Raw genomic sequence first — 22,106 nt, forward strand, 5'->3', positions numbered from 1 at the left:
TTCGGCTTCGGCTTCGGCTTCGGCTTCGGCTTCGGCTTCGGCTTCGGCAGTGTCTTGCTCCGCGCCAGCAGACGCAAGCTGATCTTTATCAAATTCCAATTCGGCGTTCAGCGAATCCAGGTCGGCAATTTCCGCGAGACTGGGCAGCTCATCCAAATTGCTCAGATTGAAGTAGTCCAAAAATTGGCGCGTTGTCGCATACATGGCGGGGCGACCCGGCACATCTTTGTGCCCGACGACTCTCACCCATTCGCGTTCCAACAGGGTTTTGACAATATGTGAGCTGACGGCCACCCCACGGATTTCCTCAATATCGCCCCGCGTAATGGGCTGGCGATAAGCAATCAGTGCCAGCGTTTCCAGCAGCGCACGTGAGTAGCGTTGAGGCCGCTCTTCCCACAGCCGCCCAACCCATGGCGCCAATTCTTCGCGAACCTGGAAACGGTAGCCACTGGCAACAACTTTCAACTGATAGCCCCGCCCTTCGCAGTCGCGCTCGATTTGCGCCAGCGCGTCGCGGATATCGGCGTTCGCCGGTCGTTCGTCCTCGTCAAACAGCTCACTGAGCTGAGCAATGGTCAGCGGTTTACCCGCGGCCATCAGGGCACCTTCCAGGATTTTCTGTAATTGCTGTGCGTCGATCATCATGTGCTTTTGGCTTTCACGTGGATAGGAGCAAAGGGCTCAGACTGCACGATTTCAACGAGCGACTCTTTGATCAATTCCATAATGGCGAGAAAAGTGACGACCACACCGAGCCGCCCCTCTTCGGGTTTAAACAGGGCCACAAAGGGCACGAACTGATCGCCGCTCAGGCGTGCAAGCACTTCTGACATGCGTTCGCGGGTTGAGAGCTTTTCCCGCTCGACCTGGTGGCTGACATACAGATCTGCCCGGCGCAGCACTTCACTCAATACCAGCATCAGCTCTTTAAGGTCGACATCGGGCTCCTGGCGCACTTGGCGCAGCGGCGGTGGTTCCACATTCACCAGATGCGTCTCCCGTCCGACACGAGGCAGCTCATCGATATTCTCTGCGGCCTGCTTAAACCGCTCGTACTCCTGCAGACGCTTGATCAGTTGCGCTCTGGGGTCTTCCTCGTCATCTAGTTCCTCGCTGGAGCGCGGCAGCAGCATACGCGATTTAATCTCCGCCAGCATGGCCGCCATCAACAGATACTCCGACGCCAACTCAAACTGCATGGCGTTCATCATATTGACGTACTGCATGTACTGCTCGGTAATTTGCGCGACGTTAATCTCGAGAATATCCAGATTTTGGCGCTTGATCAGATACAACAGCAGGTCCAGCGGCCCCTCGAAGGCTTCGAGAAAGACTTCCAGCGCCTCAGGGGGGATATAGAGATCTTTCGGCAACTCAGTTAGGGGTTTGCCCTGCACAATCGCAAAGGGCATTTCGCCCTGCTGAGGTTGCTGGCGCAGGGCTTTCAGGCTGACGATATCCATCGCCTGCTGTGCGGGCGCAGGACGCGGCGGAACGTGCAGCGTTTCCGCCACATCTACCTCGCCACTCATAGTATCGCCCTGATCCTGCACGCCTTGTTTCCGTTTTAATCGCCCAAGGGCGCGATTATACGGGGAAGTCGCCAACGGTCACAGCGCTTCCTCAAATTGACTGACATCTCCTAGTCCGCGACGCACAATCACCGGCACATCATCTACCAGATCCACCACTGAAGTGGCTTCCATTCCGCAATAACCGCCGTCGATGACCAGGTCGAGCTGGCTGCCAAGCGTATCGCGAATATCGTAGGGGTCGGTCATTGGCAGCTCATCGCCGGGTAGAATCAGGCTGACACTCATCAGCGGCTCACCCAGTTCGGCAAGCAGGTCGAGGCAAATCTGATTATCGGGCACACGCAGGCCGACACTCTTCCGCTTAGGGTGATGCAGGCGTTTGGGCACTTCCGGGGTAGCCCGCAAAATGAACGTGTAGGGGCCGGGAATCAGATTTTTGAGCAGGCGAAAGGCCGAGTTATCGACACGGGCATAGTTGCCCAACTCCGACAAGTCTCGACACATCAGGGTGAAATTGTGCTTGTCGTCCAAGCGACGAATACTGCGAATACGCTCAAGTGCTGCCTTGTCCCCCAGATGACAACCCAGGGCATAGGCCGAATCCGTGGGGTAAGCGATGACGCCTCCCTTGCGCACAATATCAGCGGCCTGCTTGATCAGCCGGGCCTGGGGGTTTTCCGGGTGAATCTGGAAAAATTGACTCATGTAACTCCTTCCTATTGCGCCATCCAGCGCTGCCACACGGGGCGACAATTTCCTAATACAGCGCTATCACAGCCGAGATCGGACCACTGACTCAAGTGGTGGAAATCACTGCCCGCAGACGCCTCAAGATCAAAAAAACGACATAACTCTCGCAGGTAGACCAGCTCTGTTTCAGGCGGCCGCCCGTTGCAAACCTCCAGTCCGTCGCCCTTCAGCTCAGAAAACTCAGCCAACAGTCGTCGCAATTTGGCATTGGTCATTTTGTAATGCAGTGGGTGCGCGATCACAGCCGCCCCGCCCGCCTCGTGAATCCAGGGAATAATCTTGTCCAGTGAGGGCCACATGGCCTTCACATCGCCAATTTTCCCCGCGCCGAGATAGCGATCAAAGGCATCATTCATTGAACTGACGACACCGGCATCAACCATCTGCCGGGCAAAATCCGGACGACCAACAGGACGACTGTCTTTCACTTTATCGCGAATCACCGCCAGCGTGCCGGTAATCCCTTTTTTTGCCAAACGCCGATCGATTTCCTCAGCACGACTGTCGCGCGCCTCCTGTTGAGAGCGCATCGCCGACGCCAACCCCGGATGCTGCGCATCCATACCCAAGCCCAGCACATGAATATTGACGCCCTGCCAATTGCAGGAAAATTCGGCGCCGGTAATCAACCTCAGCGCCGGCTCGCCCAAGCCTTCAAGCTGCGAGAACGCGTCGATGCTGTCGTGGTCAGTAATGGCCAACAGTTCCACCCCGCGCTCCTGAGCTCGCTGCACCAGCTCCAGCGGACTGAGGCTGCCATCAGAGGCGGTAGTATGGGTGTGCAAATCGACTATCAAGAAAAACTCCTGTCATGGACTATTGATGCGAGGGCTCGCCTAGTGATGCCGGAGGAAAATGGTTATAGTGATTGCCGCGCCGACGGCGCCCCGCTTTCCCAAGACCTAAATATTTGCAGCAGGATTTCTCATGCCTCAGCCGGCCAAGGGCAAACCACGGCATAGTGCCTTTACCAATCTGATTTTCAACATTCTGGTGCCGACGCTGATTTTAACCAAGTTCAGCGATGAGGGCTCACTCGGACCACAACTCAGCATTGTCATTGCCCTCGCCTTTCCGCTGAGCTTTGGCACCTGGGACTTTATCCAAACCCGTCGTGCCAATGTGTTCTCGATTCTCGGCTTTGTCAGCACACTGCTGACAGGCGGCATCAGCCTGTTAGAACTCGACCCTCAGTATATTGCTATCAAGGAAGCCAGCATCCCGGGGCTCATCGGTTTGGCAACGTTAATCTCACTATACACGCCATACCCCCTTATCAAAACGCTGTTATTCAATGACGAGGTTGTTGACACGGAGCGCGTCAACCAAGCGTTGGATGAGCACAATGCTCACGCCAACTTCGAGGTTGCGCTGCGCCGAGCCACATACCTGCTGGCCTTTTCGTTTTTCCTGTCGGCAACATTGAACTATATCCTTGCCAAGGTACTCCTAGTTAGCCCTCCAGGCACGCCCGAGTACAGCGCCGAGCTGGGCAAAATGACCGGCCTCAGCTTCCCGGTTATCGCCCTCCCCTGCACGGTGGTGATGATGGCCGCCCTGTTTTATCTCATGCGACGGGTGCGCCAGCTCACGGCACTGGAACTGGAACAGATTTTTCGCCTACATCAGGAATAAGTATGCTTTACGCCATCATCAGCGAAGATATCGACAACAGCCTCGAAAAACGCTTGGCCGCACGCCCGGCACACTTGGCTCGACTGGAATCCCTGAAAGACGAGGGCCGCTTGGTTCTGGCCGGCCCACATCCCCATATCGACAGCGAAAACCCCGGCGACGCTGGCTTCAGCGGAAGCCTGGTGGTAGCCGAATTCAGCAGCCTGCAGGACGCGCAGCAATGGGCCGATGCCGACCCCTATATAGAAGCTGGCGTCTATGCCCACGTCGAGGTAAAGCCCTTCAAGAAGGTTCTACCCTGAAGTCGGCAAAATTGATCTAATTCAATGGCTGGATTACTCTTGTATGATTAATGCCTTACAGCAATTTATTAAAGTGGAAATTACTGTGAAAAAACCGATGCTCTTCGGCCTGCTGGCAATGCTTTTAGCTGGCGGCGCCTATGCAGAGACTCGCTACATCAGCGATAAAATCTATGTGCCGCTGCGTGTGGGCGAAGGCAGCAAATACCGGATCGTCCACCGCGGCCTGCCCAGCGGCACGCCGCTGGACCTGCTGGAGAACAACGAAGACAGTGGTTACGCCAAAGTCCGCACCCAAGGCGGTGTTGAAGGCTGGCTGCCGTCGCACTACCTGGTCAGCACACCGGTTGCGCGAGACCAACTGAAAGCCGCTGAAACACAGCTTGCCAAGCTCAGCGAGGCCAACAAATCACTGCGCGACAAGCTCAACAGCAGCACCGAGAGCACCGAGAAATCCTCTGCAATAATCGGGCAGCTTGAAGAAGAGAATGCCGCGCTTGCCAATGAGCTTGAAGAGCTCAAGCGCATCTCCGCCAACGCCATCAAACTGGATAGCGACAACCGGCGCCTGCTCGAGAGCAATCAAATGCTGAGCAGCGAAGTCGATGTCTTGAAAACCGACAACGCCCGCCTGCGCGAGAATAAAGAGAACGAATTCTTCCTCAACGGTGCCTTTGCGGTATTGATCGGTGTAATGATTGCCCTGATCGCTCCGCGCCTGATGCCGAAGCGCCGCTCGGAATGGGTGTAGTGAACTCCGTCAAACATCGCCCAGGCCGATTCGCCTGGGTACTGCTCGCACTCACCCTGCTTGCTCCTCACAGCCAGGCCAACGACTCACAAACTGTCAGCAACCCCGTTGCCACGCTGCACACCAGCAAGGGGGAGATCGTCATCGAACTGCTCGCTGACAAGGCTCCGATTACCGTTGACAACTTCCTTAATTACGCCAAATCCGGCTTTTACGACGGCACCATTTTCCACCGTGTGATGCGCCGATTTGTTGTTCAAGGTGGCGGCTTTACCGTCGATATGGTGGAAAAGCCCAATGGCGAACCTATCGTCAACGAATCCAAAGCCAGCGGCCTTCGCAATGACCGCTGGACCGTCGCGATGGCTCGCACCGACGATCCCAACAGTGCCCGTTCGCAGTTCTTCATCAACATGCGCATGAACCTCTCGCTGGATGCCCGCGCAGGACGCGACGGCTATGCGGTATTTGGCCGAGTCATCGAAGGCCAGCATGTTGCGAGAGATATCAGCAATGTCCGCACTCATCGCCTTGGCGACTACGACGACGTACCCGTTGAGAACGTATTACTGGAACGCGTGACCATCACTGAGGCAAAAGAGGCTGCCGCCGCACCATGACAGCCCTGAGCATCAACCTGAACAAAATTGCCCTGATCCGCAACTCTCGGGACACTGAATACCCCAGCGTTATCGAACATGCCCAGCGCTGCATCGATGCCGGTGCCGATGGTATAACCGTGCACCCTCGACCGGATCAACGTCACATTCGCGCGGATGACTGTTATGCCCTCGCCGAGATGCTGTCTGTTGAATTCAATATCGAAGGCAACCCACTCGCGGCACCGATGAAGAGCGACCGCCAGGGCGTCAGTGATTACCCGGGCTTTTTAGAGATTGTCCGCCGTACTCGCCCGGCTCAGTGCACTCTGGTCCCCGACAACAATAGCCAACTGACTTCGGATCACGGCTTTGACCTGACACGTGACGGTGACATGCTCGCCCCCATTATCGGCGAACTGAAGTCACTCGGCTGTCGAGTCAGTCTGTTTATGGATCCGATTGAAGAACAGATCCGCCTGGCAAGCGATATCGGCGCCGACCGCATCGAGCTTTATACCGGCCCCTATGCCGCTGCCTATGGTCGCGCAGAACAACATGAGGTACTCACAAGATTTACCGAGGCCAGCGTAGTTGCTGCCGACTGCGGCCTGGGATTAAATGCCGGTCACGACCTGAACCTGCACAACCTCGCCACCTTTAAAACTGCCATGCAGGAACTGCTGGAAGTCTCTATTGGGCACGCCTTTACCGTCGATGCAATCGAACTGGGACTGGATGCCGCCATCAAAGCGTATCTCGCCTGCCTGCGCTGAGCGGGTAAACAGGCGCCAAGCGACCCAAAGAAAAGGCAGCAGACTGCACACGTGCCGAACAGGATTATAAGAAGGGGAAGGAGGAAATAATGGGGTGGCTGACGGGGCTCGAACCCGCGACAACAGGAATCACAATCCTGGACTCTACCAACTGAGCTACAGCCACCATAGAGTGAGATTTCCCGCAGTTAAATGGCACGCCCGACAGGATTCGAACCTGTGACCGACGGCTTAGAAGGCCGTTGCTCTATCCAGCTGAGCTACGGGCGCAACAAGCGCCAATGAGTTACGAGAAATGGTCGGGGTAGAGAGATTCGAACTCCCGACATCCTGCTCCCAAAGCAGGCGCGCTACCAGACTGCGCTATACCCCGATTAACGTGTAACTCATGCCCCGCTACAGGAGCTGCGCATGATACGCAGCCGCCCCAGAGGCGTCAACAAGTTTAGCAAAAAAAACACGCCCTCTTCCTTGGCCTGTCGATTCACGGCGTGCGACAATAACAGCCTAATTTCAATCATCTTTTTTCGGAGAATGACCGGGATGGCGGCACAGATTCTGGACGGCAAAGCACTGGCGGCAAGCTGGGAACAACAACTCGCTGAGCGGGTGTCAGTACTCAAGGAAAAGTCCAGCGGCAAAACCCCGATTCTCGCCACCATTCTGGTGGGCGACGACCCCGCCTCTGCGACCTATGTAAAGATGAAAGGCAACGCTTGCCGACGCGTCGGCATGGACTCTATGGCGGTTGAGATGCCATCGAGCACCACGACCGAAGAACTCCTGGCAAAAATCGACGAACTGAACAATGACCCCAACGTTCACGGCATTCTCCTGCAGCACCCAGTACCCGCCCAGATTGATGAGCGCGCCTGTTTCGACGCGATTGCCCTGAGCAAAGACGTCGACGGCGTCACCTGCCTCGGCTTTGGTCGCATGGCGATGGGTGAAGAGGCCTACGGCTGCGCCACGCCCAAGGGCATTATGCGCCTGCTGGAACACTACAACATTGAGATTGAAGGCAAGCATGCTGTTGTCGTTGGCCGCAGCGCCATCCTTGGCAAGCCGATGGCAATGATGCTGCTCGAAGCCAACGCCACCGTGACCATCTGCCATTCCCGCACACAAAACCTGCCGGAACTGATCAAACAGGCCGATATTATTGTGGGCGCAGTGGGCAAGCCGGAATTCATCAAAGCTGACTGGATTAAAGACGGTGCCGTCGTAGTTGACGCTGGCTACCACCCCGGCGGGGTTGGTGATATCGAATTGGCACCTCTCGCTGAGCGCGTAGCCGCCCTCACCCCGGTACCCGGTGGCGTTGGCCCGATGACCATCAACACCCTGATCTTCCAGAGTGTTGAATCCGGCGAAAAAGCCCTGGCCTGAGCAACACATCGTGGCAAAGCGACAACGTAAGCCCAAGGTCATCGGTCCTGGGCAAAAGGCCGCTCGCGGCATTCTGATCGGCTTTATGCACGGCCTGTTTGCGCTGACGCGCAGCGTGCGCTTTCAGAATGCCCCGGAGATTGAAAACCCCTGCGTGATTGCCGTGTTTCACGATGAGCTGCTGCCCCTGTGCAACTATTTTGCACACAGCAATGCCAACACCATCGCCTCGCAAAACCACTTCGGTTACGCCATTGGCAAAGCGCTAGAGCGCTATGGCTACACCGTGGCATTGGGCTCGCCCAGTCGCGGCGGTCGCGATGCCTTCTTTCAGCTCCTTCGGGGGGCCAAAAGTGCCTCGGCAACGGTATTCACGGTTGATGGCTCGCGGGGGCCTCGGCACGAAATGAAGCCCGGCGCAGTGGCACTGGCACGCAAAACCAAACTTCCGCTCTACCTGATGCGCGTGGAATATCGCGGCTGGCGCATTGCCTCTACCTGGGACAAGTTCAAGGTACCCTATCCCTTCGCCAAAGTACGCTTTTACTGGGAACAGTTCCCGTTAGAGGATTACGCCAGCGAAGAGGACGTGGAAAAGATCACGGAGGATGCCGGACAACGCCTGCGTGACCTGCTGGCAGACGACTATCGGGCCGACTCCTGAATGCAATTAAAACGCTGGCAGAAGATATTGGTTCTCAGCAGCTACGCGGCCGTCATTGCAGCGTTGTCGCTGACACCTGCCAAAGAAATGCCCACGGTTGATCTGTGGGACAAGCTACAGCACTTCTTCGCCTATTTTGTCTTTATGGTGCTGGCCTATCCGGTTGCCGACAGGCTCAGCCACAAGCTAATGCTGGCCATCGCGGTCATGGCATACAGCGCGCTGATGGAATTCGGGCAATCGCTATCACCGGGGCGCAGCCCATCGGGCCATGATCTAGTGGCTAACAGCCTTGGCGTTATTGCAGCACTGCTGGCATTGGAATTGATCGCCGCGCTATGGCGGCGATATCGTCGTAAGCGCTAAGTATTCAGCTGCGGCGCCAAGTCGTCCCTTCACGGCTGTCTTCCAGTACGACCCCCTGATCCAGCAGCGACTGACGGATTTCATCGGCCCGGGAAAAATTGCGGTCTTTCTTGGCCTGCGCGCGCTCGGCAATCAGCGCCTCAATCTGCTCTCCAGCCAGCTCTCCCTCACCACCGGCCTGCAAAAAGGCCTCTGCCTCACAGCCAAAAATGCCCAGCACCGCGCCCAATGAGCGCAGCAGCTGCGCCTGCTCAGCCAACACTTCGGTGTTGCCAGCCGCACGCGCATTGTTCATCTCGCGCACCAGGTCAAACAGCACAGCCAGCGCCTCTGGCGCCGCAAAGTCATCGCACATCGCCGCGTCGAAGCGGCGCACCGTATCATTGTCCTGAGGCAGTTCTGCATAGGGCGTTGGCGCAGTCAGCGGCAGGCCTTTCAGGGCATGGTAAAAGCGCTCCAGATTCTGGCGGGCAATCTGTAGGTTGTCCTCTGAATAATTTATCGCGCTGCGGTAGTGGCTGGAAATCAGGAAATAGCGCACCACCTCCGGGTGGTACTTGTCCAGAATTTCACGAATAGTAAAAAAGTTGCCCAGTGATTTGGACATCTTTTCATTGTCCACGCGTACCGCGCCAGCGTGCATCCAGGTGTTGGCGTAAGGTTTTCCAGTGGCCGCTTCGGACTGGGCAATTTCGTTCTCGTGATGCGGGAACACCAGATCTGGGCCGCCGCCGTGAATATCAAAGTTATCCCCCAGGCAGCAGGTCGACATGGCCGAGCATTCAATATGCCAACCGGGCCGCCCCTCGCCCCAGGGCGAAGGCCAGCTCACCTCACCCGCCTTGGCCGCCTTCCACAGCGCAAAATCACGCGGATCTTCCTTGGCTTCGTCTACGGCAATCCGCGCACCGGACAACAGTTCTTCGGGGTTCTTGCCCGACAGCTTACCGTAGCCCTCAAAGCGGCTGACACGGTAATACACGTCACCGTTACTGGCCGCATAGGCATAGCCACCGTCAATCAGTTTGTCGATCATAGCCAGAATATCGCCGATATGTGCGGTGGCGCGCGGCTCGGCATCCGGCGGCGCAATCCCCAAACGCTCGGCATCTTCGTGCATGGCATTGATAAACCGGCTGGTCAGCGCGGTGTAATCTTCACCGTTCTCATCGGCGCGGCGCAAAATCTTGTCGTCGATATCGGTGATATTGCGCACATAGGTCAGATCAAAACCCTTTGCCCGCAGGAATCGACTGATGACATCAAACGCCACCAGAACCCGCGCGTGCCCGAGGTGACAGTAGTCATACACCGTCATTCCGCACACATACATTTTGACCACGCCCGGCTCGATCGGGCTCAGAGGGGCTTTCTTGCGGCTCAGGGTGTTGTAAATCTGGATTGTCATGCTCTTCACTGCGGTTCGGCCGCCCAAGGGCGGCGGATGATATTGTTATATGATGCGCGCACGGCGGCGGACGCTGCCGCCCGCCGCCATTCAGTTCTGCTCGGCTTTGCCCCAGCTGTCTCGCAGGGCAATGGTGCGATTAAACACCGGCTTGTCAGCGCTATGCTCATAGCGGTCGGCAACGAAGTAGCCGGTGCGCTCAAACTGGAAATGACTTTCCGGCACGCAATCTGCCAGACCCGGCTCAATCCAGCAGTTTTCTACCACATCCAGCGACTGCGGATTAACGTGAGCCATAAACTCCTCACCGCCACGATCCGGCGCTTCGTGGTTGAACAGACGGTCATAGCAGCGCACGGTCGCCTGGCGCCCTTCACTGGCGGATACCCAGTGAATAACGCCCTTGGGCTTGATGCCGTCGGCGGGGTCTTCGCCCAGGGTATCGGGATCGTAGCTGCAGTGCACTTCCGTGATGTTGCCGTCGGCGTCTTTCACCACTTCTTCGGCCAGCAGCACGTAGGCATTGCGCAGGCGTACTTTCTTGCCCAGCACCAAACGCTTGAACTTCTTATTGGCTTCTTCGCGGAAGTCGTCGCGCTCGATATACACCTCGCGGGTAAACGGCAGCACGCGCTCGCCGAGATCATCGCGATTGGGGTGCCCCGGCGCCGCCAGCTGCTCGACCTTGTCTTCGGGGTAATTGGTGATAACCAGTTTCAGCGGCTCCATCACGCACATCGCGCGGGGCGCATTTTTATCGAGATCATCGCGAATCGCATGCTCCAGCATCGCCATATCGACAATACCTTCACTGCGCGCCACACCCACCATTTCACAGAAATGCCGCAGCGACGCCGGGGTGAAGCCACGGCGACGCATGCCGGCAATGGTCGGCATACGCGGGTCATCCCAACCCGCCACCACGCCTTCATCCACCAGCGCTTTCAGCTTGCGCTTGCTGGTGACGGTGTAGTTAATATTCAGCCGGGCAAACTCGTATTGCTTAGGCTCACAGGGCACTGGCAGATTGGCAATGAACCACTCGTACAGTGGGCGGTGATCCTCAAACTCCAGCGTACAGATCGAGTGGGTAATACCCTCAATCGCATCGGACTGGCCGTGGGTAAAATCGTAGGTGGGATAAATACACCATTTATCGCCAGTCTGGTGATGATGCTGTTTGCGAATACGGTAGATAATCGGGTCGCGCAAATTGATATTGGGCGAGGCCATATCGATCTTGGCGCGCAACACCTTGGCGCCCTCGTCAAATTCGCCGTTCCGCATACGGCGGAAAAGATCGAGGTTTTCCTCCGCACTGCGGTCGCGGAAGGGACTGTTTCTGCCTGGCTCGGTCAGCGTGCCGCGATACTCGCGCATCTGCTCGGCATCGAGTTCGCACACATAGGCCTTGCCCGCGGTGATCAAGTGCTCCGCGTACTCGTAGAGCGTGTCGAAATAATCCGAGGCATAGCGCACATCGCCCGACCATTGGTAACCCAGCCAACGGATATCCTCTTGGATGGCGTCGATATACGCCTGCTCTTCCTTGGCCGGATTGGTGTCGTCAAAGCGCAGATGGCAGCGCCCCTCAAACTGTTCGGCCAGACCGAAATTCAAGCAGATGGACTTGGCATGTCCAATATGCAGAAAGCCATTGGGCTCCGGGGGAAAGCGGGTAACCAGCTCACCCGTGAGGCGCCCGGCCTCAATATCCTTTCGAATCAGGGTACGCAGGAAGTTATTACCGGCGACGTCGTGCTCACTCATTGAATCGTGGTTCTCTTTTGGTTCAGCCCATCCGCCGGGGAAGGGACGCGTCAGAATTGCCATGTTCCGGGGCCTGGAGTGCGCGCGGAACGCCACTCGGTTTCGCCGCCAGAGCAAAAGCCGTATTATAGCGGCTTTACATTCTGCTTATAAGCGAGATCGACGCAAATGGTTATCTTTAAAACAAATTTTGGCGACATCAAAATTGAACTGGACTTCGACAAGGCGCCCAAGACCGCCGAAAACTTCAAGCAATACGTCGAAGAAGGCTTCTATGATGGCACCATTTTTCACCGCGTGATCGACGGCTTCATGATTCAAGGCGGCGGCTTCGAGCCCGGCATGAAACAGAAAGCCACCCGCGAGCCGATTGAAAACGAAGCCGACAACGGCCTGAAAAACGACCTCGGCACGCTGGCCATGGCCCGCACCATGGACCCGCACTCTGCCAGCGCGCAGTTCTTCATCAACGTAAAAGACAATGACTTCCTGAACCACAGCGGCAAAACCATGCAAGGCTGGGGTTACGCGGTATTTGGTAAAGTCACCGACGGCATGGACGTGATCAACCAAATTAAAGGTGTTCGTACCACCAGCGCCGCCGGCCACCAAGATGTGCCCGCCGAAGACGTCATCATCGAAAAAGCGGAATGGCAAGACTAAGTCATGCGCTGTCTGTTTATTTCAGACTTGCATCTGGAAGAGGAGCGCCCGGCCATCAGCCGGGCGTTTTTCCATTTCCTGAAGCACGACGCTGCCAACGCCGATGCGCTGTACATTCTCGGCGACTTTTTCGAGAGCTGGATTGGTGATGACGACAGCAGCCCACTGATTAGCAACGTCAAACAGGCCCTCAAAACCCTGAGCGACCGCGGCTGTGCCCTGTACTTTATGCGCGGCAATCGCGACTTTCTGGTGGGACAGGATTTTTGTGACAACGTCGGCGCCACACTGCTGAGCGATCCAACGATTATTGAACTGGACGGCGAAGCGACACTATTAATGCACGGCGACAGCCTGTGTACCGGCGACGCCGAGTATATGCAGTTTCGGGAAATGGCCCGCTCCCCCGCTTGGCAGCAACAGGTTCTGAGCAAATCGCTGAACGAACGTAGAGCGCTGGCAAAGCAATTGCGAATGGCCAGCAGTGAGGCCAATAGCAACAAGGCCGAAGACATTATGGATGTCACTCCGGCAGAAGTACTGGAGCAACTGCGTCAACATAACTGCCACCGGCTTATTCATGGACACACTCACCGCCCTGCCCGCCATGCACTGGCACTGGACGGCAAACCCGGCGAAAGAATCGTGCTGGGCGATTGGGATCAGCGCGGCTGGGTACTGGAAAGCACACCGGACAAACTCGAACTGCGCCATTTCCCGATCGACGCCAACAGCGACCAAACAGCGTGAAGCGCTACTCTAGGCAAATTCAGGCTAGGCAAATCAGGCCGCGCACGGCGGCCCACTGTGAAAGCGGAATGCCGTGTCTGCCGACTCAATCAGCTCCTGCTCTCGCTGCCGAAAAACCGCAACCCGCTCGTCAATCGGCTCTCCGGCATAGGCTGCAGCCAGGGTCAGATAGTCTTTGAAGTGCCGAGACTCCGACTTCAGCAGCGACAGATAAAAATCTCGCAGCTCATCGTCCAAATGGGGCGCAATTTTGGCAAAACGTTCGCAGCTGCGCGCCTCAATCAGTGCGCCACAAATCAGAATATCAATCAGCTTGCCCGGATCACTGCTGCGCGCCAACTCGCGCAGACCATTGGCATAGCGAGACGACGACACATGCCTGTATTCCACGCCACGCTTTTTCATAATCGCCAGTACCTGCTCGAAATGCCGCAGTTCCTCGCGGGCCAGCCGCGACATTTTATTGAGCAAATCCAGCTTATCGACGTAGCGAAACATCAGATTAAGGGCCGTTCCCGCCGCCTTCTTTTCACAGTTGGCGTGATCAATCAACAGCTCTTCCGGGTGTTCTAGAGCGGCATCTACCCACGCTTGCGGCGTTTCGCAGGGGAGAAAATCGAGAACTTCGGAAATATCGATTGCCATAACACCGGTGCCTGAGGGAAGTACAGATTAAAAGAGGGCGCGAGTATACCAGTGTCCACGCACGGGCTCAGCCTTCCTGTTTTTGAATATAGCGCCCGATATAGCGCTCGTAGTGAGCTTGCGAGAGCAGGTAAAACTCACGATCAATGGCCTCGCGGATCTGCAACAGGCTTTGGTCCTGCCAGGCCGCATCGACCAGAAAGCCGTATTGGCGCGGCTCCTGAATCTGCCCTGCCCCGGCCCGCAGTAATTGAAACAACCAGATATGCGGCGCTTTCTGCGCGGGATAACGCACCCGCTGCACATCCAACTGCCAGGCCAGCAATTCGGCATTCACAATGTGCAATTTGTCTTCCATTACCTGTACCAGAAAACGGTCCAGGCGCTGATCGATACTGCGCTTTTGCTCCTGACTGTAGCTGTTCCAGTTAATCACCTCGTGGCAAAAACGCTTACAGCCCCGGCAGACATCATCGCCGATACCCGTCGAACATACGCCGATACAGGGGGTTGCCACACGGCCAAGCAGATCAGACAAAAGACACTCCAGTGGGATTTACCGCAGCCGCAAAGGGTAAGTGAGACCACCGCCTCAGACAAGCCCTTCGAGCGTTCCGGCAAACCTTAACCTGAGTAGGGTTTTTAAGTATACTTGCCACCCCATTTCGCATCGATGACGGGCATCGATAGCCCCGGCCTCCGGCGATCCCGGACTACGGGTACCGAAACTGAAGAGAGGAGTTAATTGTGCTAGAAGCCTATCGCAAGCATGTTGAGGAGCGCGCAGCGCAGGGTATTGTCCCCAAGCCCCTGAACGCTGAGCAGGTCGCCGGTTTGGTTGAACTGCTGAAAAACCCACCCGCCGGTGAGGAAGCCACGCTGCTCGACCTGATTTCCAACCGCGTACCACCGGGTGTTGACGAAGCCGCCTATGTAAAAGCAGGCTTCCTGTCTGCCCTTGTTAAAGGCGAAGCAAGCAGCCCTCTTATTTCCAAGGAAGAAGCCGTTAAACTGCTGGGCAATATGCACGGTGGTTACAACATCGCAACGCTGGTCGATCTGCTCGACGACGCGGCTCTGGCTCCTCTGGCCGCCGAAGAGCTCAAGCACACCCTGCTGATGTTCGATGCTTTCCACGATGTGGAAGAAAAAGCCAAAGCGGGCAACGAGCACGCTAAAGCGGTCATGCAAAGCTGGGCCGACGGCGAGTGGTTCACCAAGCGTGACGACGTGCCGGAAAGCATTGTTAAAACGGTCTTCAAAGTTACCGGTGAAACCAATACCGATGACCTGTCTCCCGCTCCCGATGCCTGGTCGCGTCCCGACATTCCGCTGCACGCGCTGGCAATGTACAAAATGGAGCGCGACGGCCTGACGCCTGACCAACCCGGTCAAATCGGCCCCCTCAAGCAAATTGAAGAACTGCAGAAAAAAGGCCACCCCATCGCAATGGTTGGCGACGTTGTGGGCACGGGCTCTTCACGTAAATCTGCCACTAACTCTGTGCTGTGGTTCTTCGGCGATGATATCCCCGGCGTGCCCAACAAGCGCGGCGGCGGTGTTTGTATCGGCGGTAAAGTTGCACCGATCTTCTACAACACCATGGAAGACGCAGGTGCACTGGTTTTCGAAGCCGATGTAGAACAGCTGAATATGGGCGACGTGATCGAAATCCGTCCCTACGACGGCGTAATCAAAAATGTTGAAACCGGCGAAACCGTCAGCACTTTCGAGCTGAAGTCCGATGTACTGCTGGACGAAGTACGCGCTGGCGGCCGTATCAACCTGATTATCGGCCGAGGCCTGACTGCCAAGGCCCGCGAATCTCTGGGTCTGCCCACCTCTGACTTGTTCCGAGTACCGGCGCAACCGGAAGACACCGGCAAAGGCTTCACCTTGGCACAGAAAATGGTTGGCCGCGCCTGTGGTCTGCCTGAAGGCCAAGGCGTTCGCCCCGGCACCTACTGTGAGCCGAAAATGACCACCGTGGGTTCTCAGGACACCACTGGTCCGATGACTCGCGACGAACTGAAAGACCTGGCCTGCCTCGGCTTCTCTGCCGACCTAACCATGCAGTCGTTCTGCCACACAGCCGCATACCCCAAGCCCGTGGATATCGACACCCAGCACACCCTGCCCGATTTCATCATGACTCGTGGCGGTGTATCTCTGCGTCCCGGTGACGGCATCATCCACAGCTGGCTGAACCGCATGCTGCTGCCCGACACCGTAGGTACTGGTGGTGACTCGCACACCCGCTTCCCGATGGGTATTTCTTTCCCCGCGGGTTCCGGTCTGGTTGCGTTCGCAGCAGCGACCGGCGTCATGCCACTGGATATGCCCGAATCTGTTCTGGTTCGTTTCAAAGGCAAAATGCAGCCCGGTATCACCCTGCGCGATCTGGTTCATGCCATCCCCTACCAGGCGATCCAAGACGGTCATCTGACTGTTGAGAAGAAAGGTAAGAAGAACATCTTCTCTGGCCGTATTCTCGAAATCGAAGGCTTGGAAGGTCTGACCGTTGAGCAGGCCTTTGAACTCTCAGATGCTTCTGCTGAGCGCTCTGCGGCAGGCTGTACCATCAAGCAAGGTGTTGAGGAAATCTCTGAATACCTGCGCTCCAACATCACCCTGCTGCGCTGGATGGTCAGCGAAGGCTATGGCGATCCGCGTACTCTCGAGCGTCGCGCCAAGAAGATGGAAGAGTGGCTGGCCAATCCGAGCCTGTTGCAGGCCGACGCCGACGCGGAATACGCAGCGGTTATCGAAATCGACCTCGACCAGTTGAACGAGCCTGTGGTCTGCTGCCCGAACGATCCCGACGACGCCAAACTGCTGTCAGAAGTGGCTGGCGACAAGGTTGACGAAGTGTTCATCGGTAGCTGCATGACCAACATCGGTCACTTCCGTGCGGCCGGCAAACTGCTGGATGCGCATAAAGGCAACCTGTCGACCCGTCTGTGGCTGTCACCGCCGACGAAAATGGACCAGCACACGCTGATGGAAGAAGGTTACTACAACATCTTCGGTGCAGCCGGTGCACGCATGGAAATGCCAGGCTGCTCGCTGTGTATGGGTAACCAGGCGCGTGTCGCCGACGGTGCAACCGTGCTGTCGACCTCCACGCGCAACTTCCCCAACCGTCTGGGTACCGGCGCAAACGTCTACCTGACCTCTGCCGAGCTGGCCGCCGTTGGTGCCATCGTTGGTAAGTTGCCGACGCCTGCCGAGTACATGGAATACGCCAAAGATCTGAACAGCATGTCCGCGGAAGTTTACCGCTACATGAACTTCGATCAGATCGAGTCCTTCCAGAAAGGTGCCGAAGAAGGCGCTCGCATCGCCGCAGTGGAAATCACCGAGGTTTCTGCTTAAGCGATTTGCGATCTGTCGCAGAGAAGCCGCCTTCGGGCGGCTTTTTTTATGCCTGACAGGCTTGCGCAGATAAAATCTCCTTGCAATAAATACTGTATTTACATACAGTATTTTGAAATCTCAAACGCAATCAGAGGTGAAGCATGGCGGTTATAGCCAAGTGGATGTGTGACCGGGACAACACGATGTTCGACAGTAAGAAAGAAGCAGATGCCCACGATAAGATGCTGGAGCTGGCAGAGCAATTTACTGCCTTGTTGCAGCGGGAGATTTCCGGCATAGACGACGCTCAGGCCGAAGATTTCGGTATTCTTCTATCTCGTAACAAAGAGCTGCTGATGCAAGCCTGCAAGGGGAAAGTTGAAGCACTGGACGACATCAATAGCGCCGTGACCAGCGATACCGTACGCAAACTTGCCTGAATCGTAATGCCCCGCTTCCAGCGGGGCATTTCACTTCGCTCCGTACCCCTATGAACGCTGACTGCCCTGCTCTTCGCGATCAGCAAGGTGCGGGAAGTATTTCATCAGGTAGGGGCGACGCAGCACTAGAAATGCTGACGGCACAAACACCAGCGACAGAATCGTAGCCAGCACCGTCCCCCCTGCCAACACCACAGCAAACGGTGGCCAGAACGTCCCCTCGGCAATCAGCAACGGCACCAGGCCAGCCACCGTGGTAATGGTTGTCGAGCTGATGTGGCGGGTACAGGCCGCAACGGTATTCACAATCTCATTGCGATTTCCCGCCATCGCCAATGGCGAGGCTTTCAACTCTGTCAAAATGACAATCGCCGCATTTACTGCGAGCCCCATCAAGCCCATCAGACCGATAATGGCCGTGAAGCCGAAGGGATATGAACCTAACCAGAGGCTGAGCATACCCAGCCCGGCAGATTGAATCGCGACGATAAAGACCAGCGCCGACAGGCGGAATGAGTCAAAGGCCATGACTACCGTAACGACTAGCAGCACTACAATAATGCCCACACTGCTGAGCAGCTTGCCCACCGCGCTATTGCGGCTCTCCGCTTCACCACCAACCTCCAGTTCATAACCGGCAGGGACAGCAAAGTTTTCAGCATCCAATGCGCTGCGAACAGCGGCCAATACCTTGGCCGGCAATACGCCATCGCGGATATATATTTCTACCTTGTTCACCCGCCGCCCATCGCGACGAGTAATCTGTGCCTGCGCCGACTCCAGCCGCACATCCGCAATCGCCGACAGCGGCCTGGCGCCGGTCGGCAATATCAGTGGGAAAGACAGGAAACGGTCAACGCTGGTTTCCTGAACGCCATCACCGGAAACCCTCACAGGCAACTGTTCACTGCCATCCAGCAAGCTGCTACTGACAATACCGTCGACGCTGGCAGCCAGCAGTGAGGATAAGTCTCTCAAGCCTACCTGGCTACGCTGAGCCTCGCTCTCTTCCACATCCAGCCACAGTTTGGGCACTCGTTCCCCAAGCGAGTTGCGCACGTGGACAACACTCTCGGTCTTCAACGCAATAGCGCGAAGCTCGTCACCCAGGCGGCGAAGCTGCTCCAGATCGGCGCCGTATAAGCGCAGCTCAACCGGGGCAACCGTCGGCGGCCCCTGCCCCAGACGACGAATAATCGGCTGATACTCGGGGAAAGCATTATCCAGCTCCCGCTGCAGTTGCCCGACCAGTCGGTTTGCTGCCGCCGGATCGCTCACACGCGTCATCGCCTGGGCATAATGGGGCGTGCCATCGCGGTTATCCAAGAGATTGTAATAAAACGAGGGCGCGCTGCGACCAATAAACCAGTGCAGTTCTTCAACTTCTTCATGCGCTTCAATAACTTCGCTCATGCGCTCCGCTGCACGACGCGTTGCCGCAATGCTGGAGCCCGCAGGCAGGTACACCTCTATATCGATCATGTCGCGATCAGACGGAGGAAAGAATTGCTCCGGCAACTGCTGGGCCAGCATGAACCCTGCCAGCGGCAAGGTACAGCAAAGCAAAGCGGCCCGGCGCGGCATTGCCAGACAGCGACTGAGAAATTTCCTGAAGCTGCGATCCAGTGATCCCGCAGATATACCGGGACGATGCTCTGCCGCCAGCAGCCTGCCTGCCACGGGAGCAATGATAAACAATGAAATCAACCAGCTGCCGAACAGCGCAAAGATCACCGAATTGGCCAGGGGACCTACAAACTCACCGGAAGCACCGGGCATCAAGGCAACCGGCATAAAAGTCAGTACCGTTGTCAGGGTCGAGCCCAGCAAAGGCACCCACAAATGTTTGAAAGCCTTGGTTGAAGCCGCCACCGGGGAATAGCCCTCTTCCCTGTAGCGCCTAACCATATCAGCCACCACGATGGCGTTATCGACCATAATCCCCAGCGCGACAATCAGCCCGGTCACCGACATCTGGTGGATGGGCAACCCGGTAAAGAACATGCATGACAGCGCGTATAGCATCGTCAGTGGTAACGACAGTGCGACGATGAACGCCGATCGCCAGCCTAAGGTGAACAGCAAAATTACGAAGATAAAGAAGAAGCCCAGCGCGATATTGCCCAACAACTCATTCAAACGCGCCGTCGTATAGCGCTCCTGGGAAAACAGCTCTTCAATCACCACCTCGTCAGGCAGCGTCTCGCCGAACTCGGCAACAGCTTTGCGCAGTGATGCGGTCCATTGATCGCCCCGCATCGTCGGGAGCATACGAACGGCGATAACAATCGCCCGCTCGCCATGCACTTCGGCAATATCCTTCTGCGAGACCGGCTCACCGCGATAGACCCGGGCAATATCCTGCAACTGCAGTGAACCGCCATGTTCCTGCGTCAGCAAGGGTGTACGTCGGATCCGCTCAAGCTGGTCAAAGCCGCCACTGAATTCCATCGGCAGGCGCTGCTGTGCACCGATCAGCTCACCTGCTGCGGTCTTGGCATCGCTGTTGCGCAACAACCCCGCCACAGCGGGCACGTCCAGCCCCACAGCACCGGCCTTGATGACATCAACACGCACCTGCACTTCTTCCTGAGGCGCGCCACGCAGTTTAACAATGTCGGTGCCATGCAGATTACGCAAGCGGCTGGCGAGTTCTTCAGCGTAGCGCCCCACTCTGAGCAAATCGGCTTCACCCTCGCCCTGCCAACGCAAGGCGGCCAACCAGGTGAAAGCGTAATCTCGTTCATGATCCAGTTGCGGCGGCGAAGCATCGGCAGGCAATGATTTCGCGGCCTCACCCAGTTTATCGCGCACTTCAGACCACAGACGATCCGTATCTGCGGGCTTTACCTCATCGACAAACGCAATACTGATCGCCGCAACACCAGACTTGGCCGTCGAATCAATGTGATCAATTTCAGGAATTGCGCGCAGTGCGGTTTCCAGTGGTTCGATGACCAGCGTCTCTACACGCTCAGCACTGGCACCGGGCATCTGGGACAAGACAATGCCATGCCGATTACCAAATCGAGGATCTTCCAAACGAGGCAAGCTCGCCACTGCCGCCAGTCCCGCCACAATAATCAGCGCGATACCCAAGGCGATAAAACGCGGATTATTCAGCATTAGGCGTGTCCTGCTTGGCAATTGTTACCGCTTCACCCGGCACCAGACGGTGGGTACCGTCGGTCACCACCCGGTCTCCGTCTTGCAACTCACCCTGCACATAAACGTTGCCACGGAATTGATAGAGCGGCTGCACTGAACGCTTGCGCAGATGCACCCCGTCCTCACCCTCTGCAATCTGGTAGACCGCCCACGTTCCCCGCACATCGCCCACCATCGCCGTCATAGGCAACCAGAACCCAGGCTTCTGCCGAACTTCATGCAACAGCAAATGCACGGTTTCTCCATCTACGAAGGGCGCCTCTTTGGGAAGCTGCACTCGCACTGTTCGAGTCTGCGTCCGCCAGTCCAGATTTCGCGACACCGAAATAATAGTGACGGACCAGCGCTGATCACCGCGGGCAATCTCCATCCCCTCTCCAGGCAGCAGATCGCGGCCCAGTTGGTCGGAAACACCGAATACCGCCTCGTTATTCCCCGTTTCAACCAGTTGCAAAACCGTTCGGCCAACCGCGACAACCACCCCTTCCTCTATATTGAGTGAGGCAATTTCACCGGCAAAGGGCGCGGTTAAGGTGGATTTCTGAAGGCGCAACTCAACACCACGAAGTTGCTCTGCGACTTGTGTTAACTGTTCCCGAGTTGCCCTAAGGCGGCTGTCCAGCTCATCAAGCTGCCCCTGAGATACATAACCTTTTTCCGCCAGTGCATTGAAACGCTCCTGATCCAGTCGCAACTGCTCAATGCGTGCCTGAACCTCACGGCGGGCTGCGCGCAGCTCACCCCGCTCAATCTCCAGTGCCTTGGTATCCAACTCTGCAAGTAATTGCCCGCGCTCAACACGCTGCCCATCGACGACGTGCAATCGAACAACACGCCCGGCCACCTCAAAGCCGATATCCGCTCGCTGACTACCTAATACTCGCCCCGCAAACAGTCGCTGAACATCATAGGACTGCTGACGTTTAATCTCCCCCACCTTGACCGGCGCGCCGTCAGCGAACGCACTGAACGCGGCGCTTAATAACAGGCTACACACCAAGCTGCGCTGCCAAAGACGGGAAAAAACGAAAGTTCTAAACATGCTGATGCCTGCGCTCGGCTAAAATGGACTATTGGGTCCAGAATATAGATAAACCAAACTGGACTGTCTAGTCCAGTTTGGTTACGGTATAGA

Annotated in this window: 22 protein-coding genes and 3 tRNA genes; 12 read left to right on the forward strand and 13 right to left on the reverse strand. The window is 56.6% G+C overall.

The genetic code is table 11. From position 1 onward, the window contains the following. The 4 genes from scpB to G411_RS0101610 form a co-directional block, all read right to left on the reverse strand. A partial coding sequence (gene scpB / locus G411_RS18930; protein ID WP_211218285.1) for an SMC-Scp complex subunit ScpB occupies positions 1 to 648 on the reverse strand: 648 nt, incomplete at its 3' end. After that, positions 645 to 1,535 carry a segregation and condensation protein A gene (locus G411_RS18935; RefSeq protein ID WP_037508583.1) on the reverse strand — a complete coding sequence of 297 codons (891 nt, stop codon included), beginning with the start codon at positions 1,533 to 1,535 and terminating at the stop codon, positions 645 to 647. The genes G411_RS18935 and scpB, both read right to left, overlap by 4 nt. A 78-nt stretch (positions 1,536 to 1,613) precedes the next feature. Next, positions 1,614 to 2,243: an L-threonylcarbamoyladenylate synthase gene (locus G411_RS0101605; RefSeq protein ID WP_022957420.1), complete on the reverse strand. Its 630-nt coding sequence runs from the start codon at positions 2,241 to 2,243 to the stop codon at positions 1,614 to 1,616. A gap of 11 nt (positions 2,244 to 2,254) precedes the next feature. Continuing rightward, positions 2,255 to 3,085 carry a PHP domain-containing protein gene (locus G411_RS0101610; RefSeq protein ID WP_022957421.1) on the reverse strand — a complete coding sequence of 277 codons (831 nt, stop codon included), beginning with the start codon at positions 3,083 to 3,085 and terminating at the stop codon, positions 2,255 to 2,257. 130 nt (positions 3,086 to 3,215) lie between these two features. On the opposite strand from G411_RS0101610, the gene G411_RS0101615 reads away from it, so the two are divergent. Genes G411_RS0101615 through G411_RS0101635 form a run of 5 tightly spaced genes read left to right on the forward strand, consistent with a single transcriptional unit; the run spans position 3,216 to position 6,351 of the window. Beyond that, the gene (locus G411_RS0101615) at positions 3,216 to 3,923 is read left to right on the forward strand and encodes a VC0807 family protein (protein WP_022957422.1); all 708 of its coding nucleotides are present in this window, start codon (positions 3,216 to 3,218) and stop codon (positions 3,921 to 3,923) included. A gap of 2 nt (positions 3,924 to 3,925) precedes the next feature. Further along, positions 3,926 to 4,225, forward strand: a complete 300-nt coding sequence (locus G411_RS0101620) for a YciI family protein (RefSeq protein ID WP_022957423.1) — start codon at positions 3,926 to 3,928, stop codon at positions 4,223 to 4,225. Positions 4,226 to 4,268: 43 nt separating this feature from the next. Continuing rightward, the gene (locus G411_RS0101625) at positions 4,269 to 4,976 is read left to right on the forward strand and encodes a TIGR04211 family SH3 domain-containing protein (RefSeq protein WP_022957424.1); all 708 of its coding nucleotides are present in this window, start codon (positions 4,269 to 4,271) and stop codon (positions 4,974 to 4,976) included. Then, positions 4,976 to 5,596 (forward strand): peptidylprolyl isomerase, encoded by a 621-nt coding sequence (locus tag G411_RS0101630; RefSeq protein WP_022957425.1) that lies wholly within the window; start codon positions 4,976 to 4,978, stop codon positions 5,594 to 5,596. Before G411_RS0101625 ends, G411_RS0101630 begins: the two co-directional genes overlap by 1 nt. Beyond that, positions 5,593 to 6,351: a pyridoxine 5'-phosphate synthase gene (locus tag G411_RS0101635; RefSeq protein WP_022957426.1), complete on the forward strand. Its 759-nt coding sequence runs from the start codon at positions 5,593 to 5,595 to the stop codon at positions 6,349 to 6,351. The genes G411_RS0101630 and G411_RS0101635 overlap by 4 nt, the downstream gene beginning before the upstream one ends. A 90-nt stretch (positions 6,352 to 6,441) precedes the next feature. Here G411_RS0101635 and G411_RS0101640 read toward each other — a convergent pair. The 3 genes from G411_RS0101640 to G411_RS0101650 form a co-directional block, all read right to left on the reverse strand. Continuing rightward, positions 6,442 to 6,517, reverse strand: a tRNA-His gene (locus G411_RS0101640). A gap of 27 nt (positions 6,518 to 6,544) precedes the next feature. Then, positions 6,545 to 6,621: transfer RNA gene (locus G411_RS0101645), tRNA-Arg, on the reverse strand. A 26-nt stretch (positions 6,622 to 6,647) separates the two neighbouring features. Beyond that, positions 6,648 to 6,724, reverse strand: a tRNA-Pro gene (locus G411_RS0101650). A 170-nt stretch (positions 6,725 to 6,894) separates the two neighbouring features. Between G411_RS0101650 and folD the strand changes: the two genes are divergently transcribed. From folD to G411_RS18945, 3 genes are read left to right on the forward strand one after another with little or no spacing between them, the layout of a single operon-like run. After that, the gene (gene folD, locus G411_RS0101655; RefSeq protein ID WP_022957427.1) at positions 6,895 to 7,740 is read left to right on the forward strand and encodes a bifunctional methylenetetrahydrofolate dehydrogenase/methenyltetrahydrofolate cyclohydrolase FolD; all 846 of its coding nucleotides are present in this window, start codon (positions 6,895 to 6,897) and stop codon (positions 7,738 to 7,740) included. 10 nt (positions 7,741 to 7,750) lie between these two features. Further along, positions 7,751 to 8,404 (forward strand): lysophospholipid acyltransferase family protein, encoded by a 654-nt coding sequence (locus tag G411_RS21260; protein WP_022957428.1) that lies wholly within the window; start codon positions 7,751 to 7,753, stop codon positions 8,402 to 8,404. Beyond that, positions 8,405 to 8,770 carry a VanZ family protein gene (locus tag G411_RS18945; protein WP_022957429.1) on the forward strand — a complete coding sequence of 122 codons (366 nt, stop codon included), beginning with the start codon at positions 8,405 to 8,407 and terminating at the stop codon, positions 8,768 to 8,770. Positions 8,771 to 8,774: 4 nt separating this feature from the next. On the opposite strand, the gene cysS is transcribed toward G411_RS18945, so the two are convergent. Together cysS and G411_RS0101675 are read right to left on the reverse strand one after the other, a co-directional pair. Next, positions 8,775 to 10,178 (reverse strand): cysteine--tRNA ligase, encoded by a 1,404-nt coding sequence (gene cysS, locus G411_RS0101670; RefSeq protein WP_022957430.1) that lies wholly within the window; start codon positions 10,176 to 10,178, stop codon positions 8,775 to 8,777. A 90-nt stretch (positions 10,179 to 10,268) separates the two neighbouring features. Continuing rightward, positions 10,269 to 11,948 carry a glutamine--tRNA ligase/YqeY domain fusion protein gene (locus G411_RS0101675; RefSeq protein WP_022957431.1) on the reverse strand — a complete coding sequence of 560 codons (1,680 nt, stop codon included), beginning with the start codon at positions 11,946 to 11,948 and terminating at the stop codon, positions 10,269 to 10,271. 168 nt (positions 11,949 to 12,116) lie between these two features. Between G411_RS0101675 and G411_RS0101680 the strand changes: the two genes are divergently transcribed. Continuing rightward, positions 12,117 to 12,611 carry a peptidylprolyl isomerase gene (locus G411_RS0101680; RefSeq protein ID WP_022957432.1) on the forward strand — a complete coding sequence of 165 codons (495 nt, stop codon included), beginning with the start codon at positions 12,117 to 12,119 and terminating at the stop codon, positions 12,609 to 12,611. Between the two features lie 3 nt (positions 12,612 to 12,614). Further along, positions 12,615 to 13,361, forward strand: a complete 747-nt coding sequence (locus G411_RS0101685; protein ID WP_022957433.1) for a UDP-2,3-diacylglucosamine diphosphatase — start codon at positions 12,615 to 12,617, stop codon at positions 13,359 to 13,361. Between the two features lie 33 nt (positions 13,362 to 13,394). On the opposite strand, the gene G411_RS0101690 is transcribed toward G411_RS0101685, so the two are convergent. Both G411_RS0101690 and G411_RS0101695 read right to left on the reverse strand, forming a co-directional pair. After that, positions 13,395 to 14,006 (reverse strand): MiaE family protein, encoded by a 612-nt coding sequence (locus G411_RS0101690; RefSeq protein WP_022957434.1) that lies wholly within the window; start codon positions 14,004 to 14,006, stop codon positions 13,395 to 13,397. A 67-nt stretch (positions 14,007 to 14,073) separates the two neighbouring features. Further along, entirely contained in the window at positions 14,074 to 14,544 is a 471-nt protein-coding gene (locus G411_RS0101695; RefSeq protein WP_022957435.1) for a DUF1289 domain-containing protein, read from the reverse strand. Positions 14,545 to 14,753: 209 nt separating this feature from the next. Here G411_RS0101695 and acnB point away from each other — a divergent pair, with 209 nt between their 5' ends. Then, entirely contained in the window at positions 14,754 to 17,381 is a 2,628-nt protein-coding gene (gene acnB / locus G411_RS0101700) for a bifunctional aconitate hydratase 2/2-methylisocitrate dehydratase (RefSeq protein ID WP_022957436.1), read from the forward strand. Positions 17,382 to 17,524: 143 nt separating this feature from the next. After that, the gene (locus tag G411_RS0101705) at positions 17,525 to 17,803 is read left to right on the forward strand and encodes a YebG family protein (RefSeq protein ID WP_022957437.1); all 279 of its coding nucleotides are present in this window, start codon (positions 17,525 to 17,527) and stop codon (positions 17,801 to 17,803) included. A gap of 48 nt (positions 17,804 to 17,851) precedes the next feature. On the opposite strand, the gene G411_RS18950 is transcribed toward G411_RS0101705, so the two are convergent. Further along, on the reverse strand, positions 17,852 to 20,929 hold the full coding sequence (locus G411_RS18950) for an efflux RND transporter permease subunit (protein ID WP_022957438.1): 3,078 nt from the start codon (positions 20,927 to 20,929) through the stop codon (positions 17,852 to 17,854). Continuing rightward, on the reverse strand, positions 20,919 to 22,013 hold the full coding sequence (locus tag G411_RS0101715) for an efflux RND transporter periplasmic adaptor subunit (RefSeq protein WP_022957439.1): 1,095 nt from the start codon (positions 22,011 to 22,013) through the stop codon (positions 20,919 to 20,921). The genes G411_RS18950 and G411_RS0101715 overlap by 11 nt, the downstream gene beginning before the upstream one ends. Between the last annotated feature and the right edge of the window lie 93 nt (positions 22,014 to 22,106).

The organism is Spongiibacter tropicus DSM 19543, from assembly GCF_000420325.1.
In the GTDB taxonomy this organism is placed as follows: Bacteria; Pseudomonadota; Gammaproteobacteria; order Pseudomonadales; family Spongiibacteraceae; genus Spongiibacter; species Spongiibacter tropicus.

Excerpts from the sequence above, each read along its gene's own strand:
- G411_RS18935 (WP_037508583.1), bottom strand. The coding sequence starts at position 1,535 with ATGAGTGGCGAGGTAGATGTGGCGGAAACGCTGCACGTTCCGCCGCGT.
- G411_RS0101605 (WP_022957420.1), bottom strand. The coding sequence starts at position 2,243 with ATGAGTCAATTTTTCCAGATTCACCCGGAAAACCCCCAGGCCCGGCTG.
- G411_RS0101615 (WP_022957422.1), top strand. The coding sequence starts at position 3,216 with ATGCCTCAGCCGGCCAAGGGCAAACCACGGCATAGTGCCTTTACCAAT.
- G411_RS0101620 (WP_022957423.1), top strand. The coding sequence starts at position 3,926 with ATGCTTTACGCCATCATCAGCGAAGATATCGACAACAGCCTCGAAAAA.
- G411_RS0101625 (WP_022957424.1), top strand. The coding sequence starts at position 4,269 with ATGATTAATGCCTTACAGCAATTTATTAAAGTGGAAATTACTGTGAAA.
- G411_RS0101635 (WP_022957426.1), top strand. The coding sequence starts at position 5,593 with ATGACAGCCCTGAGCATCAACCTGAACAAAATTGCCCTGATCCGCAAC.
- folD (WP_022957427.1), top strand. The coding sequence starts at position 6,895 with ATGGCGGCACAGATTCTGGACGGCAAAGCACTGGCGGCAAGCTGGGAA.
- G411_RS18945 (WP_022957429.1), top strand. The coding sequence starts at position 8,405 with ATGCAATTAAAACGCTGGCAGAAGATATTGGTTCTCAGCAGCTACGCG.
- cysS (WP_022957430.1), bottom strand. The coding sequence starts at position 10,178 with ATGACAATCCAGATTTACAACACCCTGAGCCGCAAGAAAGCCCCTCTG.
- G411_RS0101675 (WP_022957431.1), bottom strand. The coding sequence starts at position 11,948 with ATGAGTGAGCACGACGTCGCCGGTAATAACTTCCTGCGTACCCTGATT.
- G411_RS0101680 (WP_022957432.1), top strand. The coding sequence starts at position 12,117 with ATGGTTATCTTTAAAACAAATTTTGGCGACATCAAAATTGAACTGGAC.
- G411_RS0101685 (WP_022957433.1), top strand. The coding sequence starts at position 12,615 with ATGCGCTGTCTGTTTATTTCAGACTTGCATCTGGAAGAGGAGCGCCCG.
- G411_RS0101690 (WP_022957434.1), bottom strand. The coding sequence starts at position 14,006 with ATGGCAATCGATATTTCCGAAGTTCTCGATTTTCTCCCCTGCGAAACG.
- G411_RS0101705 (WP_022957437.1), top strand. The coding sequence starts at position 17,525 with ATGGCGGTTATAGCCAAGTGGATGTGTGACCGGGACAACACGATGTTC.
- G411_RS18950 (WP_022957438.1), bottom strand. The coding sequence starts at position 20,929 with ATGCTGAATAATCCGCGTTTTATCGCCTTGGGTATCGCGCTGATTATT.
- G411_RS0101715 (WP_022957439.1), bottom strand. The coding sequence starts at position 22,013 with ATGTTTAGAACTTTCGTTTTTTCCCGTCTTTGGCAGCGCAGCTTGGTG.